This is a genomic window from Stenotrophomonas sp. ATs4 (genome assembly GCF_051861585.1).
Classification (GTDB): Bacteria; Pseudomonadota; Gammaproteobacteria; order Xanthomonadales; family Xanthomonadaceae; genus Stenotrophomonas; species Stenotrophomonas maltophilia_AS.
This window is the reverse complement of sequence record NZ_JBLYPK010000005.1, coordinates 375,256-390,708: the sequence shown is the minus strand read 5'-3', so window position 1 is coordinate 390,708 and position 15,453 is coordinate 375,256. Positions and strand designations below refer to the sequence as shown.

Sequence of the window (15,453 nt, the reverse complement as noted above, 5' to 3'; positions counted from 1 at the left end):
AGCGGCCCGCTGGCCGCGCTGGGCGCCACCGTCGCCGGCATGGGCATCGAATCGGAAGTGTCGGCCACCGGCATCAAGAACATGCTGCTTACGCTGTCCTCGGGCGATGCGGCCACGAAGCGACAGGTGGAATCGTTCAAGAAGCTGGGCCTCAGCACCAGTGACCTGGCGCAGGCCATGCAGAAGGATGCCGGTGGCGCCATCCTCGACGTGCTGGAGAAGCTCAGGAAGCTACCCAAGGCCGAGCAGGCGGCGACGATGACGCAGCTGTTCGGCCGCGAGTCGATCGGTGCGATTGCACCGCTGCTGACCGACCTCGATCTGTTGAAGAAGAACTTCGGCAAGGTCGCCGATGCGCAGAAGTACGGCGGTTCGATGAACGCCGAGTATGCCGCGCGGTCGGGTACGGCAGAAAACAGTTTGATTCTGCTCAAGAACAGCGCCACCGTGCTTTCCCAGCGCCTGGGCAAAACCCTGTTGCCGACAGTCAAGGAGCTGGCCTCGCGCGTGGCCAAGGTCGCCGACCGGATGGCCGAATGGGTGACGAAGAACCCGCAGCTGGTGGCCACCATCGCCAAGCTGGCCATCGGCGGTACCGCCCTGGCTACCGCGCTAGGCGGCTTGCTGGTTGCTGGCGGCGTGGGTGCCATGGCGCTGGCACAGATCCACAAAGGTGTGATGCTGCTCAGCGGTGGCGGGGGCATCGGCCGACTGGTTGGCCAGGTGCTGTCGCTGGGTGGCCGGGCCTTCCCCATGCTGCTCAATGTCGGCCGCATGCTGCTACCGATGCTCGGCGGCATCAGCCTGCCGGTGCTGGCCATTGGCGCCGCTGTGGCGGTGGTCGCCGCGCTGGTGTGGAAATACTGGGAGCCGATCAAGGCGTTCATGATCGGCGTGTGGCAGGGCGTGGTGGACGTGGTCAACCCGATCATGGCCGAGCTGATGACCGCGCTGGAACCGCTGGGGCCGGTGTGGGCGCAGGTGTCAGATGCCATGGGCAAAGCCTGGGCGTGGGTGCAGAAGCTGCTCACCCCCTTCAAGGCCACCAGCGAGCAGCTGCAGGGCGCCACCACTGCCGGCCGTGGTTTCGGTCAGGTGCTGGGCCAGGTGCTGACCGTAAATCTGCGCATGGCCGTCGTCGCTGTCGGCTGGCTGGTGAAAGCGTTCACCTTCATGCTGCCGATCATCCAGAACGCCGTCGGCGGCGCGTGGACCTACCTGCAGGGCGCATGGCAGTTGATCGTCGGCCTGTTCACCCTCAACGGGGACAAGATCCGGTTGGGCCTGACAGCGATGTGGGACGGCGCCAATCAGATCCTGCTCGGCTGGCCAGCAAGGATGATGCAGGCTGGCATCGACATGGTGCAGGGCCTGGTCACCGGCATCATCTCCAGCGGCAGTGCAGCGATGGATGCGGTGGCCAGCATCGCCTCGGGCGTGATGGATCGCTTCAAGGGTCTGCTGGGCATCCACAGCCCATCGCGTGTGTTCGCAGAGTTCGGCGACTTCACCATGCAGGGCCTGGCCGGCGGCATCGACCGCAGCCAGGGTGAGCCACTACAGCAGGTCACCAGCGTTGGCGACCGCATCACACAGGCCGGTGCGGGCATGGGCGAGCGCCTGCAGCAGGCGGGCGTCGGTGGCCCTGCCGAGTCAGCCAGCCGTCTTGATGAACTGCGGCAACGCCGCATCGCAAGGAATGGGGCCGATGCTGACACCGATCGTGCCACCGCCAGCCGTGACCGCCTGCGTACAGCAGCGGTTGGCGGCGAGCACCTGACCCAGATCAGCACCGGCATGACCCAGCGCATGCAGCGCACCGCGGCCGACAACGCTGCCGGGCCGACCCGACTGGACCAGCTGCGCGAGCAGCGCATTGCGCGTCAAGGCAACAACACCGACACCGCACGCGCCACGGCCAGCCGCGACAGGTTGCGTCAGGCATCGGCCGGATTCGCGCTGGGCGCCGCTGCGCTGCCCCTCATGGCCGCAGCTGCCCCGGTGGTTACCCCGGCTGCTGCGCAGGCCTCAGCGGGCGGCACAGGCCCTTCCAGCTACACCATCAACATCCACCCGCCAGCCGGCGCTGACTCCCGCGAAATCACGGCTCTGGTGCGGCAGGCCATTGAACAGATCGAGCGCGACAAGGCCACCCGACGCGGTGCCCGGCTCAGCGACTGAGGATCACCACCATGATGATGACCTGGGGCACATTCGTGTTTTCCCTTTCCACTGCCGCTTACGGCGACCTGCAGCGCCAGATGACCTGGCGCCACGCCAGCAGCGACCGCGTGGGCGCCCGTGCAGCCCGGCAGTATGTCGGGCCGGGCGATGACACCATCAGCCTGCAGGGCACCATCGCCGGCGAGCTGGCCACCGACCTGCAGGTGCTGGACACGCTGCGCGAGCTGGCCGACCAGGGCAAGCCGCAGGCGCTGGTAGAGGGCACGGGCCGCGTCTACGGCGCCTACCTGCTGACCAGCCTCAGCGAGACGCGACGCGAGCTGTTCAGCGACGGCACGCCGCGCCTGATCGACTTCCAGATGCAGCTGGAACGCGACGATGACGGCGCAAGCGAGGTCATCGCATGAGGGCCAGCCCGTACCCGATCCCCGCGTGGCGGGTTGTCCTCGACGGCGTGGATCTGACCGAGCGGCTGGCCCCGCGCCTGCTCGATCTGTCGCTGACCGAAAGCCGCGGCGACGAAGCCGACCAAGTCGATCTGCGCGTGCACGACCACGACGGCAGGCTGGCCCTGCCAGGCCGGGGCGTTACGCTGCAGGTAGCCATCGGCTATGAAGGTAGCGGCCTGTTCGACAAGGGCACCTTCAAGGTCGATGACGTAGAACACAGCGGCTCGCCCGACATCATCACGATTCGCGCGCGTTCGGCCGACCTGACGGGAGCAGTTCGCCGCCGACGCGAACGCAGCTGGCACAACACCACCCTGGGCGACATTCTCGGCGCCATTGCGGGCGAACATTCGCTGCGCGCATCCGTAACCGCGGATCTGGCGGGCGTGCTGATTCCACACCTCGACCAAGCCAACGAGAGCGATATCAACCTGCTGACGCGGCTCGGCAAGCGCTTCGATGCCGTGGCCACGGTGAAGGCCGGAACGCTGATCTTCGCGCCCATCGGCGCAGGCACCACGGCCAGCGGCCAACCACTGCCAGGCGTGCAGATCACCCGTGCATCGGGTGACCAGCACCGCTACAGCGTCGCCGACCGCGAGAAGTTCACCGGCGTGCGCGCCTACTGGGGCGACCGCAAGTCGGCCCACCGCGCAGACGTGCTGGTGGGCACGGCCGACAACGAAAAGAAGCTGCAGCCGACCTATGCCACGGCGCCGGAAGCGCAGCAGCACGCCGAGGCCGAGTTCAAGCGACTGGACCGAGGTTCCGCACAGCTGAGCTACCGGCTCGCCGTTGGACGCGCCGATATCTACCCGGAGCAGACGGTTAACGTCAGTGGCTTCAAGCCCGAAATTGATGGCACTGACTGGCTGGTGGCCAAAGCCACGCACACCATCGACGCCAGCGGTGGTTTCGTTACCGCCTTAGAACTTGAACGAGGCGGCGAAGCCAGCGCAGAACCTTCGGCTTGAGGTAGCGCATGGCCGCACCTGCGATCAGGAACAGCGCAGCGTGGAGGAGTGTCGAGCCGCAAGCGGCTTCACCGCTAGGGGCCGGGTAGGTTGCCTGCCAGATTGCCAGCGCGACCAAAGCGGTGGACAAAGGGCGCCCCGTTTCCGTGGGCGCCCTTTCTGTTGCGGCATGTGCGGAGCAGCGATGCTCCGCGTGCGGGCACTGAATCTGCACGTCGCCCGTGAATACTTGTCCGATCACTGCATCCTTGAACACGGTCTGATCATTACAACCGCACTTCGCTGCAACACACTTCACCTCACTGCAACTCATTTCCTTTAGCACCCTGTTCCACGCCATCCCGGCGCATCGTGCGCGCGATTAAGCACTGGGCAGAGCATTAGTTCAGTAAGTTCAGTCTTTCCGTTTCGTTATGCGCTTCGCCGGCTTTACGAGAACGGTTTGCCCACGCAGATCCACATCGCCACTGATCTGCTGGCCGATGCTGGTGTTCTCGAAGGAGGTACGGGGCGAAGCCGCCGTCGTTGCTGCCGCAACACCACGCAACGCTGCCATCACTGCCGCCCGTGCCGAAGCCGACGCAGTGCGCCAGGCATCGAGCAGATCCGCATCGGCCTCGTCCAGGCGAACATGCCGGCCGACCAGCACATATGTCACATCCATGCCGAGTTCATCGGCTGCAACGAAGTACGCGCCACCGGGCACGTGTGCGTCTTGCTCGAACAGGATCTGTGTGCGCTTGGAGACACCGCAGGCCAGTCCCATGGCCTCCTGGGTCAGACCCAGCCGCTTCCGTTCTTCCTTCAGGCGAATACCCAGAGACACGCAACCCCCTTGACAGGTGCAGTTAACTTCACCAACATTCCGCTTAGAAATACACAACGGAAACGGAATGAACGCCAGACGACGTACCACTGCGCTACGCACTGCCGGACAAGCCCGACAGTGGCTCATCGACAACGGTCTCTCCGTAACCGCCTTCGCGGAAAGGCACGGGTTGGACCGAAACGCCGTGAACAATGCCCTGCGCAGCACAAGCAAGTGCCGGATAGGCAAGACCCACGATGCTGCTGTCGCTCTCGGCATGAAATCCGCCCCTGATTCTCACACAGATTTGCTCTTTTCCACCCGCGTTTGCACGGCCAAGCACACCACCGGCAAAGCCCCGGTTAAGAAGACGGCCGCCACAAAGGCGAAGAAGGCATGGGGTAAAGCATGAGTGCCGCAGTCGGACAGCGCGCTGTGTTCTGCTGCCCCGCCTGCAATGCCCGGCTGGTGAAGCGCACCAGTGCGTTGCAACACCCGTTTCTCCGTACTGACGCCTACGTCTGCCCGAACCCCATGTGTGGTGCCACCTACACCGGAAGCACGGAACTAACCCACGTGGCCAGCCCCAGCGGCCTCCCCAACGCTCCTGCCTGCGAGCTGCCGCCGACACCTGGCTACCAACGGACGATGCTGCAGTCGCGCTGGAATCAGGACCGGGGCGGCCTGCAGACCAACTGGATTGACGCAGTCGAATCCCATCCACCCGACGGCGACCAGCCCTCCGCCTGATCTACCTTTCCCCTTCCAAAATTTACTGACCTGGCGCCCTATGACGCCAGCAAGGGAGTGCTGCGCCTGTGATGCGCCTGTGATGCGCCACAACACTCAATTTGACGGCTGGTCCTTGGCAATGGAGCCGAGCTTTGTCACCTCGCCAATGCGTGTCAAATGCGTGCCATATGCGCAGAAGCAGCCCGACGCTGCCGACCTTCGCGCCCTACCCGGCCCCGACAACGCGCCAACGCCGCTGCGGTTGGTCAGGAGAAACCATGCAACACCACTGCACCGCCGCGCACACGGCGAACGAAGGCTGAGGCGCCATGCAAGAAGAAATCCGTCAACAGGTACTGTCACGCGTCGAGCGCGACTATGGCCTCAAGCACCGCATTGGTACCGGGTACATGCGCGGGGGCAGGTGCCCGCACTGCGGCAAGAGGGAGCTCTACACCAGCTACCAGAAGCCGTGGGTGCTGCGCTGCGGCCGACAGGCCAAGTGCGGCCAAGAGGTGCGCGTACGCGACCTCTACGACGACCTGTTCGACGACTACTCCAAGAGCAACCCGCAGACACCGCAGGCACCGCATGCAGCTGCCGACGCATACCTGGCCACCGGCCGCGGATTCAACGTGACCGCTTTGCGCGGACTGTACACGCAGGAGAGCTACTACGACCGCACGAAGCGCGAAGGCACAGCCACCGTGCGATTTCCGCTGAATAAAGGAGGCTGGTGGGAGCGGCTGATCGACCGCCCGCACCGCTTCGGCAAACAGAAGGCCCGCTTTGCGCCCGGCGAAAGCTACGCCGGGGTGTGGTGGGGAGCAGCAACACTGGACCAACTGCGCACCACCCGCGAGGTGTGGATCGTGGAGGGAATCTTCGACGCCATCGCGCTACTGCAGCGTGGCGTCTGCGCGGTTGCCGCTATGTCGAGCAACGCCTATCCCGAACTGTCCCTCAGGGAACTGAAAGCCGCGCGCCCCAACGATCTGCCGGTGCTGGTGTGGGGGTTGGACAATGAACTGGGTGCTCGCACCTACACGATCAAGCACGCCCGCCGTGCCGAGAAGCTGGGCTATCAGTGTTTGGCCGCCCAGATCGAGCAGGTGGGCGAGAAGAAGACCGACTGGAACGATCTGCACCTGCGCGCGCAAGCGGCTGAGGACGGCGACGCACAGTGGCAGGCCGACCTCGACCTGGCACGCCACAACGGCGCCGTACTCATGGCGCGCACGGCGGTAGACAAGGGGCTGGTCATGTACCAGCGCGAGCAGAAAACCGAGTTCTACATCGAGTTCGCCTCGCGCCTGTTCTGGTTCGATTTCGACGCTGTGCGCTTCGACAAGATGATGCGGGAGAAGAACCCCGACGATGAGGAGAGCGCGGTCAGCGAAGGAGCCGAAGCCAAGATCCAACGTGCCTGTGCATCGGTGCAGCAGATAGCCAATTGCTATCCCGAAGCCCTCTATTTCCAGCGCCACGAAGCGACCGACGAAAGCTGGTACTACTTCCGCGTGGACTTCCCCCACGACGCTCCGTCGGTCAAGGGAACCTTCACCGGCGCACAGGTGGCCAGCGCAACCGAGTTCAAGAAGCGAATCATCAGCCTCGCGCAGGGTGCCGTGTTCAGCGGCAGCGGCCAGCAGCTGGACCGGATGATGGAAGATCAGCTGTTCAACATCAAAAAGGTCGATACGGTCGATTTCGTCGGCTACAGCCCCGACCACAAGGCCTACATCTTCCCCGACCTTGCAGTGCGTGCCGGCGAGGTGACCCTCGCAAACGCCGAGGACTACTTCGAGTTCAACAAGCTACGCATCAAGACCACGCAGCGGTCGATCCGGATGGACATTCAGCGTGACCATGATCAGTACACCAGCCAGTGGCTTGAGTGGCTGTGGATGTGCTTCGGCACGCATGGTGTTGTGGCCCTGACGTTCTGGTTCGGCTCGCTGTTCGCCAACCAGATCCGCAGTACGCATAAATCCTTCCCGTTCCTGGAAGCCACGGGCGAGGCCGGCGCTGGCAAGACCACACTGCTCAACTTCCTCTGGAAGCTGCTGGCTCGCGCCGACCATGAGGGCTTCGACCCTGCCAAGTCCACCAAGGCTGGCCGCGCCCGCGCCATGGGGCAGATTTCCGGCATGCCCATCGTGTTGCTTGAAGGCGACCGCAGCGATAGCAACGACAAGGCGCACGCCAAATCGTTCGAGTGGGACGAACTGAAGGATTACTACGGCGGTGGCACCCTGGCCACGCGAGGCGTGCGCAACGGCGGCAACGAGACCTACGAGCCGCCATTCCAAGGAACCATCGTCATCAGCCAGAATGCGCCGGTGGATGGCAGCGAGGCGATCCTGACACGCATCGTCAAGCTGCATTTCAAGAAGCCAACCGCAACGACCGAGAGTCGACAGGCCGCCGACAACCTCAATGCACTTCCGGTCGAGAAACTGAGTTACTTCCTGCTGGCCGCGCTCAAGGCGGAAACCGCCGTGATGGAGAAATTCGCAGAGCGCGTGCGGCTCTACGAAGCCAGGTTGCGCGAGGAAAAGGAACTGCGTGTCGAGCGCATCATCAAGAACCATGCACAGATGCTCGCGCTGCTCGATGCACTGCGACTGGTGGTGAACCTGCCAGAAAACATGGTGCGCGATACACGGGACGCCCTGGCCAAGATGGCCACGGAGCGCCAAGACGCTATCGGCGCCGATCATCGCATCGTTTCTGAGTTCTGGGATGCGTTCGAGTACATCGAGATGCAGGCCTGTGGCGACAAGCGAACGGTGCTGAACCATTCGCGCGACAAGAACCGAATCGCCATCAACCTCAACGAGTTCATTCAGAAGGCCGGCCACTTCGGCCAGCAGGCGCCTGACATCGGCGATCTGCGCCGGCTGCTGGTCGAGTCGAAGCGCCACAAGTTTGTCAGCGCCAATACCGCCGTGAACAGCGCGATCCGGTCCACCCCAATGCTCAGCAGCACCGTGAAGTGCTGGGTGTTCCAGAAGTAAGGGCCGTGGCAACAGTAAAGGCCTGGCGGGGAGTGCGCCAACACCGCCCCCAAGGCCATCCACCAACGAAGTTCAGGAGAGAACCATGCAACAGGTGACAGGCGAAGCCATGACCATCCTTGCAAAGTCGCTGGATTCCAGCACCGGTCCCGGAGCAGAGGCTATCACGGGTGTGCATAACCGGTTCCCAGCCGCTGAGTTCGAGAGCAACGGCCCGCCTCACGCCGCTGGCAGCATCCTCGCCGGCATCAGCCCCTACGGCAAAGGTGCGGACATCGCAGCCATTGCTAAAGCGCTAGCTTCATCCGCCCCCGGCTCTGCCTTTGCACGTAGGCTCATCGAATCTGCGGCAGAGAACTACATCGGCAAGGTATTCGACACTGAATGCGGAGAAATTGAAGTGGTCGCCCACTACGTGTCGAGGTTGACCCTGGCTGACAAGCTGGCTCAATTGGAAGCCGCCTGCGTCCTGCGGCCTGATGCGTTTGGTGGGTGGTTGGAGGAAGCCACCGGTGTGGGCTACTTCATCCGGAAGGTGCAACCGGCGACGCTGTATGCGTACCGCACGACGCCCGGCTGCTCCGCGACGGCGCTTTACGCTCGTAAGGGTCTGGGGGCTGCATGACACAGGTTCAGAAAGCGCCACCTCGCGTGCTTTTCACTTGCCCGGGTCGCCACCCTGTCCGCTACATCCATGATCTGCGCCGCGAGAGCGCAGGCGGCGGCCACATCATCGAATGCCGTTGCAGCACCACCGCAAAGCACCCGTCGTTCAATATCGCGTGGGCGCATTGGTACAAACAGCATGGCCTGCAGCCGACTGCCGCGGCGGTGGAGGAACCTTTGCCGAGCAACGTGTTACAGATGAAATTGTTCGCCGCAGGGAGAGCTTGAGCATGGCGCAGATCCTGCACTTCACAGACCTGCAGCGGATCTGCGCTCCCGACGGCCCTTCCCCAAGGGCCGTCACCGTCCGCCGCTGGGCAGACAGGGAAGGCATCCGCTACAAGTACGACCGTCAAGGTGGGATCTGGACGACCCTCGACGCAGTGAACTCGGCGCTGGGGTTGATCGACCCGCAGCACGAAGACGTAAGGGAAGAGGACAACATCTGATGGCACGCGGCAGAAAGAGGAAGTTCAACCCCGACATTCCGGGGCACATCGAGCAGGACGCGCTGCCGCAAGGGATCTACTGGCACGACAACCGTTGGTACGTGCTTGAGGATCACGCGGAGGGCGGCCGTCGCGTCAAGCGCACGGTCGCCCACGCGACTGCGCGATTGTCGGAGCTACATGCCATCGTGGAATCACTGACCACCGGCCAACAGCGCGGGACAGTTCGCTATCTGTTCGACCGATTCCACGAATCCAGCGAGTTCAAGGAACTCTCACTGGACACCCAGGACGACTACAAGCGATACGCCGATAGCCTGGCCAACTATGTGCGCAAGTGCGGCACCCCATTTGGGCGCATGCAGGTGGACAGGATCACCACACCGGTGGTGCAGCGGCTGGTGGAGGTATTCGCCAGGGGACGACCGGCCACTAAGACTCAGCCCGCACTGCCGGCATTCCCTAGCAAGGCCAACCACCAGTTCCGCTACCTGCGCCGCACCTTGGCGTGGGGAGTCCGGCACGGCTACTGCAAGAGCAACCCAGCACAAGGCGTCAGACAGGCGAAGGAAGCACGCGAGCACAAGATGCCAAGCCCAGATGCTTTCGCGAAGGTGCTTGCCTTCGCGCGTGAGCGTGGCGCCCGGCGCCCTCATACAAAGGGCAGCTGCCCGGCATACATCGCCCCGGCGATGGTGCTGGCCTTCAGTGCGCGTCTGCGCGGCATCGAAGTCTGCACCCTTACCGACGCCCACCGCCTGGACCAGGGCGTACACGGCGAACGGCGGAAGGGATCGCGCGCATCAGTCACGGAATGGAACGAGGAAATGATCGAGGCATGGGAGGCGCTGGTCACTCGACGTAACGCGATCTGGAACCGCAAGGGTCGCAACTTCCCTGTGCCCATCAGGCCGGAGCAGCGCTTCCTCTTGGTGGAACAGACAGGCAACCCCATCGCCCGGTCTTCAATGTCCAGTGCCTGGCAACGCTTCATTCGCATGGCAATGAGCGAGGGAGTGATTGAGGAAGACGAGCGGTTCTCGATGCACGGTCTCAAGCACCGGGGCATTACCGACACCGAAGGCAACCGTGGCGACAAGCAGGACGCGGCCGGGCACAAATCACCGACCACGACGGGCCGCTACGATCACGACGTGCCAGTCGTGAAACCACCGCGCAAGCGCTGAATTTTCCCGGCAATTTTCCCGGCGACACAAAAAAGGCACTTGGGCAGAAGCCTAAGTGCCTGTTTTTTATGGTGGGCCCATCAGGATTCGAACCTGAAACCAAGGGATTATGAGTCCCCTGCTCTAACCGTTGAGCTATAGGCCCGGCGCAGCGTCACAGTGTAGTGGAGGCCGCGCTCGATCGGCTACTCGTTGAGACAATCTGCCAGATACGTCATCGCGAACGGCAGCCGAGCATGGCTCGGCGCTACTGAGGAGCCGGCAAAGCAGAGGCCACCCAAGAAAGAAAAACCCCGCACCAGGCGGGGTTTCTCTCAACGCTTCAACAGCCGCTGGAAATCAATCGATATCCAGGAAGCTGCGCAGCTGCTCCGAGCGGCTCGGGTGACGCAGCTTGCGCAGGGCCTTCGCTTCGATCTGGCGGATGCGCTCGCGGGTCACATCGAACTGCTTGCCGACTTCCTCGAGGGTGTGGTCGGTGTTCATGTCGATGCCGAAGCGCATGCGCAGCACCTTGGCTTCCCTCGGGGTGAGGCCGGCCAGCACGTCGCGCACGGTTTCAGACAAGTTGATGTTGGTGGTGTTCTCGATCGGGGACTCCACGTTGGTGTCCTCGATGAAGTCGCCCAGATGGGAATCCTCGTCGTCGCCGATCGGGGTTTCCATCGAGATCGGCTCCTTGGCGATCTTCATCACCTTGCGGATCTTGTCTTCCGGCATGTCCATTTCCTTGGCCAGCTCCTCCGGCGTAGCCTCGCGGCCGTACTGCTGGAGCATCTGGCGGGAAATGCGGTTCAACTTGTTGATCGTCTCGATCATGTGCACCGGAATACGGATGGTGCGCGCCTGGTCGGCAATCGAGCGGGTGATGGCCTGGCGGATCCACCAGGTCGCATACGTGGAGAACTTATAGCCGCGGCGGTACTCGAACTTGTCCACGGCCTTCATCAGGCCAATGTTGCCTTCCTGGATCAGATCAAGGAACTGCAGGCCACGATTGGTGTACTTCTTGGCAATCGAGATGACCAGGCGCAGGTTGGCCTCGACCATTTCCTTCTTGGCCTTGCGCGCCTTGGCTTCGCCATAGGCCATGGCACGGCTGATTTCCTTCAGATCTTCCAGATCCAGCTGGGTCAGCTTCTCGATGTCGATCGTCGCCTGCTGTTCGGCAATGATCTGGTCCTTCACTTCACGCAGGGCCGAAGACCACTTCTGCTTGCGCTTCAGTGCGTCTTCCACCCACTCCAGGTTGGTCTGGTTGCCTTCCCAGGAACGGATGAAATCCTTGCGCGGCATGCGTGCGGTGACCGTAGCCAGGTTCAGCACGCGGCGCTCATGGGCCTTGATGCCGGCCATGGTGTCGCGCAGCTGCTTGGTCAGCACGTCGGTCAGCGGCAACGGCAGCTTCAGGGTGACGAACACCGCCGACATCTCCTCACGGAGCTTCAGCAGGTTCTTCTTGTCGCCCTTGGCCACAGCCTTCTTGAAAGCAGTGAAGGCATCGCTCAGCGCCTGCATGCGCGCGGCGACCTCCTCCGGGTCCGGACCGGTCGGTGCGGCTTCTTCATCGCCACCCTCGACATCACCGTCCTCTTCCTCGTCGCCATCGGCGTCGGCATCGTCGCCGTCGTCAGAGGCGGCGGGTGCGGCCGGGGCAGCCACTTCGTCAGCCAGGTCGTTGAAGCCGACGATCACTTCGGCCAGGCGCTTCTTGCCTTCCTTGTGGGCTTCGTAATCGGTCAGCAGCGATTCGACCGACACCGGGAACTGGCCCAGTGCGGCCTGCACCTGCGAAAGGCCTTCCTCGATGCGCTTGGCGATGGCGATTTCGCCTTCGCGGGTCAGCAGCTCGACGGTGCCCATTTCGCGCATGTACATGCGCACCGGGTCGGTGGTACGGCCACCTTCGGTATCGAGCGCGCTCAGTGCGGCGGCAGCTTCTTCAGCCGCCGTGTCGTCGACCTCACGGTTGCCCGTGTTGCCATCGTTGAGAAGCAGGGTTTCCACATCCGGCGCAACTTCATGGACATCAATGCCCATGCCGTTGATCATGCCGATGATGTCTTCGATCTGTTCCGGGTCGACCATGTCGTCCGGCAGATGGTCATTGACTTCGGCGTAGGTCAGGTAGCCCTGTTCCAGGCCCTTGCTGATCAGTTGCTTGATTTCGGATTGGGCAGGACGTTCGTTGGCCATGTAGTGCTCGCGCCACCGGCAGGGTAGGAAATAGGGAACGTAGCATTATACCAGCCCGGGGCCCCGCCTGCCGGGCGGTGGTCCCGCAGGCTCAGGGCCGGAGAAGGAAGGTCACAGGACCGTCATTGACCAGGCTGACGACCATATGGGCACCGAATTGGCCCGTTTCCACCCCTGGCGCGTGATTTTCACGGCAGATCTCGACAAATCGATTGAACCCGCGTTCAGCCTCGTCCGGCGGTGCGGCCGTGGTGAAGCTTGGCCGCATGCCGGAACGGGTATCCGCGGCCAGGGTGAACTGGCTTACCAGCAGCAGGCCGCCCCCGGTATCGCGCAGCGACCGGTTCATTTTTCCGGCATCGTCGGCGAACACCCGGTAGCCCAGCAGGCGCTCGGCCATCCGCTGCAGCTGGGCTTCGGTATCGCCCGGCTCCATCCCTACCAGCGCCAGCAGGCCAGGGCCGATCTGCCCCACGGCTTCGTCATCGACATGGACGGCGGCCTGGCTGACACGTTGGATCAGGACGAGCATCTGTGGGCTTCCAATGAACGGGCCGGCCACGATAGCAGCGCCCTTGGCTAAACTGGCGCCGATGAATCCGCAACGCAAAGCCCGGCTGGTCTACCGCGCCACCACCCTGTTCGCCCGCCTGCCCTGGCCGCTGCTGCGGGGAGTCGCGCGCGCCCTGGCGTGGGCGTGGATCACGCTCAACGCCCGCGAAAGCCGCGTCACCCGGCGCAACCTGGAGCTGGCCTATCCAGAGCTGGGCCGCACAGCGCGCGACCAGCTGCACCGCGAGCTGCTGCGCTCCACCGCCCTGCAGGCCATCGAGACCCTGCGCCTGTGGAGCCAGGAACCCGCCGACAACCTGCGCCTGCACCTGAAAGAGCGCCATGGCGAAGCCCTGTACGACGCAGCGCTGGCCAGTGGCAAGGGGGTGATCGTGGCTGCGCCGCACTTCGGCAACTGGGAGCTGTTGAACCAGTGGCTGGCCTCACGCGGGCAGATCGCCATTGTCTACAAGCCACCGGAGGACGAGGCCAGCGACGCTTTCCTGCAGCTGGTCCGGGGTGGACAGAACGTGCAGCAGGTGCGGGCCGAGGGCCCGGCCGTGCGCCAGCTGTTCAAGGTGCTCAAGGACGGCGGAGCCACCGGCATCCTGCCCGACCAGCAGCCCAAGGCCGGCGATGGCGTGTTCGTGCCGTTCTTCGGCGTGCAGGCATTGACCATGACCCTGGTCAACCGCCTGGCCGAGCGCACCGGCGCCACCGTGTTGTATGGCTGGTGCGAGCGGATCGGCCCGGACATGGAGTTCGCCCTGCACATCGAGCCGACCGACCCGAGCGTGGCCGACCCGGACCCGCAGGTGGCCGCCACCGCGCTCAACGCCGGCATCGAGCAGATCGCCCGCCGCGACCCGGCGCAGTACCAGTGGACCTACAAGCGCTATACCCTGCGACCACCGGGCAGCGACGAGGAAGACCCGTATGCGACCGAAGAACATCCGCACTGAAAGCCGCTCCCGCCGGCCTGCGACAGACCGCCGCAGCATGTTGAATACGACGCTGGCGCCCCCATAGAGACACCGATGTCTGCCTCCCCCGGTCCTGCCATGTCTGCTTCTTCCCTGTTCGGTGATCCGGCCGCGATCCGCTGCGAGCGCGCGGTGGCCGAACTTCGCGCCGGTCGCCCGGTGCTGCTCCATGATGGCCAGGGCCAGCGCCTGGCGGTGATCGCGCTGGACAGCGCCACGGCCAGCAGTTTCGCGGCCTTTGCCAGTGCCGCGCGGGAACGCCACTACCTGTTCCTGACCGCTACCCGCGCCCGCGTACTCGGCGTGGAGGCACCGGAAGGTGCGCGACTGCCGCTGGCCGGTGTCGCCTTCGATGCCCTGCCCTCGCTGGGCTACCTGCGCGAGCCGGGCCCGATGCCGGACGGCTGGAGCGCCGGTGACGCCTTCGATGCCGGCGCAGTGGAACTGGCCCGCCTTGGCCTGCTGCTGCCGGCCATGGTGGCGGTACGTCTGGACGCCGATGACAACACGTTCGACGGCGCCGCCGACGTGGCCCTGTGCGACCTGGCGGAGGGCGCAGCACATGCCGCCCACGACTACGAACTGGTGGCGCGCTCGCCGGTGCCGCTGCGCGACGTCGGCATGACCACCTTCGCCGTGTTCCGCGGCGGTGTGGCCCAGCGTGACCAGGTCGCGATCATCGTCGGCGAACCGGACCTGTCGGCCGTGGTGCCGGTACGCGTGCACTCCTCGTGCCTGACCGGCGACCTGTTCGGTTCGCTCAAGTGCGACTGCGGCGACCAGCTGCGGCGTGGCCTGCGCAAGCTGAAGGAACTGGGCGGCGGCGTGCTGCTCTACCTGGACCAGGAAGGACGCGGCACCGGCATCGCCGCCAAGATGCGCGCCTACGGCTACCAGCACGACGGCCTGGACACCATCGACGCCGACGCACAGCTGGGCTTCGGCGCCGACGAGCGCCGCTACGGCAGCGCGGTGGCGATGCTGCGCGGCCTGGGCATTTCGCGCGTGGCCCTGCTCAGCAACAACCCGACCAAGGCGCAGCGCCTGCGCAACGCCGGCATCGAGGTGCTGGACTGCATCCCGGTTACTGGCGAGATCACCGCCGAGAACGAACACTACCTGCGTACCAAGGCCGACCGCGCCGGTCACATGCTCGATGTGGACGCGCTGATCCAGGCTGCCCAGTAATACGGCCGACCTGCTACCGTCTGCGCGGTGCGGCCGTCGCCGCCATCGCCTGTACTGCTGCCTGA

General features: G+C 64.2%; 14 protein-coding genes and 1 tRNA gene. 11 read left to right on the top strand and 4 right to left on the bottom strand.

Annotation, left to right across the window (positions count from 1 at the left end):
- The 3 genes from ABR323_RS11745 to ABR323_RS11735 all read left to right on the top strand — a co-directional run.
- Nucleotides 1-2,181 (top strand): phage tail tape measure protein (locus ABR323_RS11745; RefSeq protein ID WP_439449421.1); only part of this gene is annotated, 2,181 nt, incomplete at its 5' end.
- Nucleotides 2,182-2,192: 11 nt separating this feature from the next.
- A complete protein-coding gene (locus ABR323_RS11740) occupies nucleotides 2,193-2,591 on the top strand; it encodes a phage tail protein (RefSeq protein WP_439449420.1) in 399 nt (132 codons plus the stop codon).
- Entirely contained in the window at nucleotides 2,588-3,607 is a 1,020-nt protein-coding gene (locus tag ABR323_RS11735; protein WP_439449419.1) for a phage late control D family protein, read from the top strand. The genes ABR323_RS11740 and ABR323_RS11735 overlap by 4 nt, the downstream gene beginning before the upstream one ends.
- Before the next feature lie 394 nt (nucleotides 3,608-4,001).
- On the opposite strand, the gene ABR323_RS11730 is transcribed toward ABR323_RS11735, so the two are convergent.
- Nucleotides 4,002-4,433, bottom strand: a complete 432-nt coding sequence (locus ABR323_RS11730; RefSeq protein WP_439449418.1) for a helix-turn-helix domain-containing protein — start codon at nucleotides 4,431-4,433, stop codon at nucleotides 4,002-4,004.
- A 67-nt stretch (nucleotides 4,434-4,500) separates the two neighbouring features.
- Between ABR323_RS11730 and ABR323_RS11725 the strand changes: the two genes are divergently transcribed.
- From ABR323_RS11725 to ABR323_RS11700, 6 genes are all read left to right on the top strand, one after another.
- A complete protein-coding gene (locus tag ABR323_RS11725; RefSeq protein WP_439449417.1) occupies nucleotides 4,501-4,827 on the top strand; it encodes a DNA-binding protein in 327 nt (108 codons plus the stop codon).
- Nucleotides 4,824-5,165, top strand: a complete 342-nt coding sequence (locus ABR323_RS11720; protein WP_439449416.1) for an ogr/Delta-like zinc finger family protein — start codon at nucleotides 4,824-4,826, stop codon at nucleotides 5,163-5,165. The genes ABR323_RS11725 and ABR323_RS11720 overlap by 4 nt, the downstream gene beginning before the upstream one ends.
- A gap of 311 nt (nucleotides 5,166-5,476) precedes the next feature.
- Entirely contained in the window at nucleotides 5,477-8,167 is a 2,691-nt protein-coding gene (locus ABR323_RS11715) for a toprim domain-containing protein (protein WP_439449415.1), read from the top strand.
- An 85-nt stretch (nucleotides 8,168-8,252) separates the two neighbouring features.
- A complete protein-coding gene (locus tag ABR323_RS11710; RefSeq protein WP_439449414.1) occupies nucleotides 8,253-8,792 on the top strand; it encodes a hypothetical protein in 540 nt (179 codons plus the stop codon).
- A gap of 271 nt (nucleotides 8,793-9,063) precedes the next feature.
- Nucleotides 9,064-9,282, top strand: a complete 219-nt coding sequence (locus tag ABR323_RS11705; RefSeq protein ID WP_439449413.1) for a hypothetical protein — start codon at nucleotides 9,064-9,066, stop codon at nucleotides 9,280-9,282.
- Entirely contained in the window at nucleotides 9,282-10,469 is a 1,188-nt protein-coding gene (locus ABR323_RS11700; RefSeq protein WP_439449412.1) for a site-specific integrase, read from the top strand. The genes ABR323_RS11705 and ABR323_RS11700 overlap by 1 nt, the downstream gene beginning before the upstream one ends.
- A gap of 69 nt (nucleotides 10,470-10,538) precedes the next feature.
- On the opposite strand, the gene ABR323_RS11695 is transcribed toward ABR323_RS11700, so the two are convergent.
- The 3 genes from ABR323_RS11695 to dtd form a co-directional block, all read right to left on the bottom strand.
- Nucleotides 10,539-10,614 (bottom strand) — tRNA-Ile (locus ABR323_RS11695).
- Between the two features lie 194 nt (nucleotides 10,615-10,808).
- On the bottom strand, nucleotides 10,809-12,665 hold the full coding sequence (gene rpoD, locus ABR323_RS11690) for an RNA polymerase sigma factor RpoD (protein WP_135275236.1): 1,857 nt from the start codon (nucleotides 12,663-12,665) through the stop codon (nucleotides 10,809-10,811).
- A 91-nt stretch (nucleotides 12,666-12,756) separates the two neighbouring features.
- Complete coding sequence (dtd, locus tag ABR323_RS11685; RefSeq protein WP_135275237.1) at nucleotides 12,757-13,197, bottom strand: D-aminoacyl-tRNA deacylase; 441 nt, start codon at nucleotides 13,195-13,197, stop codon at nucleotides 12,757-12,759.
- Between the two features lie 61 nt (nucleotides 13,198-13,258).
- Between dtd and ABR323_RS11680 the strand changes: the two genes are divergently transcribed.
- Nucleotides 13,259-14,179: a lauroyl acyltransferase gene (locus ABR323_RS11680; protein WP_135275238.1), complete on the top strand. Its 921-nt coding sequence runs from the start codon at nucleotides 13,259-13,261 to the stop codon at nucleotides 14,177-14,179.
- Between the two features lie 75 nt (nucleotides 14,180-14,254).
- Nucleotides 14,255-15,388: a GTP cyclohydrolase II RibA gene (ribA, locus tag ABR323_RS11675; RefSeq protein WP_439449411.1), complete on the top strand. Its 1,134-nt coding sequence runs from the start codon at nucleotides 14,255-14,257 to the stop codon at nucleotides 15,386-15,388.
- The last annotated feature ends 65 nt before the right edge of the window (nucleotides 15,389-15,453 follow it).

Coding starts and splice junctions, on each gene's coding strand:
- ABR323_RS11740 (WP_439449420.1), top strand. CDS start 2,193: ATGATGATGACCTGGGGCACATTCGTGTTTTCCCTTTCCACTGCCGCT.
- ABR323_RS11735 (WP_439449419.1), top strand. CDS start 2,588: ATGAGGGCCAGCCCGTACCCGATCCCCGCGTGGCGGGTTGTCCTCGAC.
- ABR323_RS11725 (WP_439449417.1), top strand. CDS start 4,501: ATGAACGCCAGACGACGTACCACTGCGCTACGCACTGCCGGACAAGCC.
- ABR323_RS11720 (WP_439449416.1), top strand. CDS start 4,824: ATGAGTGCCGCAGTCGGACAGCGCGCTGTGTTCTGCTGCCCCGCCTGC.
- ABR323_RS11715 (WP_439449415.1), top strand. CDS start 5,477: ATGCAAGAAGAAATCCGTCAACAGGTACTGTCACGCGTCGAGCGCGAC.
- ABR323_RS11710 (WP_439449414.1), top strand. CDS start 8,253: ATGCAACAGGTGACAGGCGAAGCCATGACCATCCTTGCAAAGTCGCTG.
- ABR323_RS11705 (WP_439449413.1), top strand. CDS start 9,064: ATGGCGCAGATCCTGCACTTCACAGACCTGCAGCGGATCTGCGCTCCC.
- ABR323_RS11700 (WP_439449412.1), top strand. CDS start 9,282: ATGGCACGCGGCAGAAAGAGGAAGTTCAACCCCGACATTCCGGGGCAC.
- rpoD (WP_135275236.1), bottom strand. CDS start 12,665: ATGGCCAACGAACGTCCTGCCCAATCCGAAATCAAGCAACTGATCAGC.
- dtd (WP_135275237.1), bottom strand. CDS start 13,197: ATGCTCGTCCTGATCCAACGTGTCAGCCAGGCCGCCGTCCATGTCGAT.
- ABR323_RS11680 (WP_135275238.1), top strand. CDS start 13,259: ATGAATCCGCAACGCAAAGCCCGGCTGGTCTACCGCGCCACCACCCTG.
- ribA (WP_439449411.1), top strand. CDS start 14,255: ATGTCTGCCTCCCCCGGTCCTGCCATGTCTGCTTCTTCCCTGTTCGGT.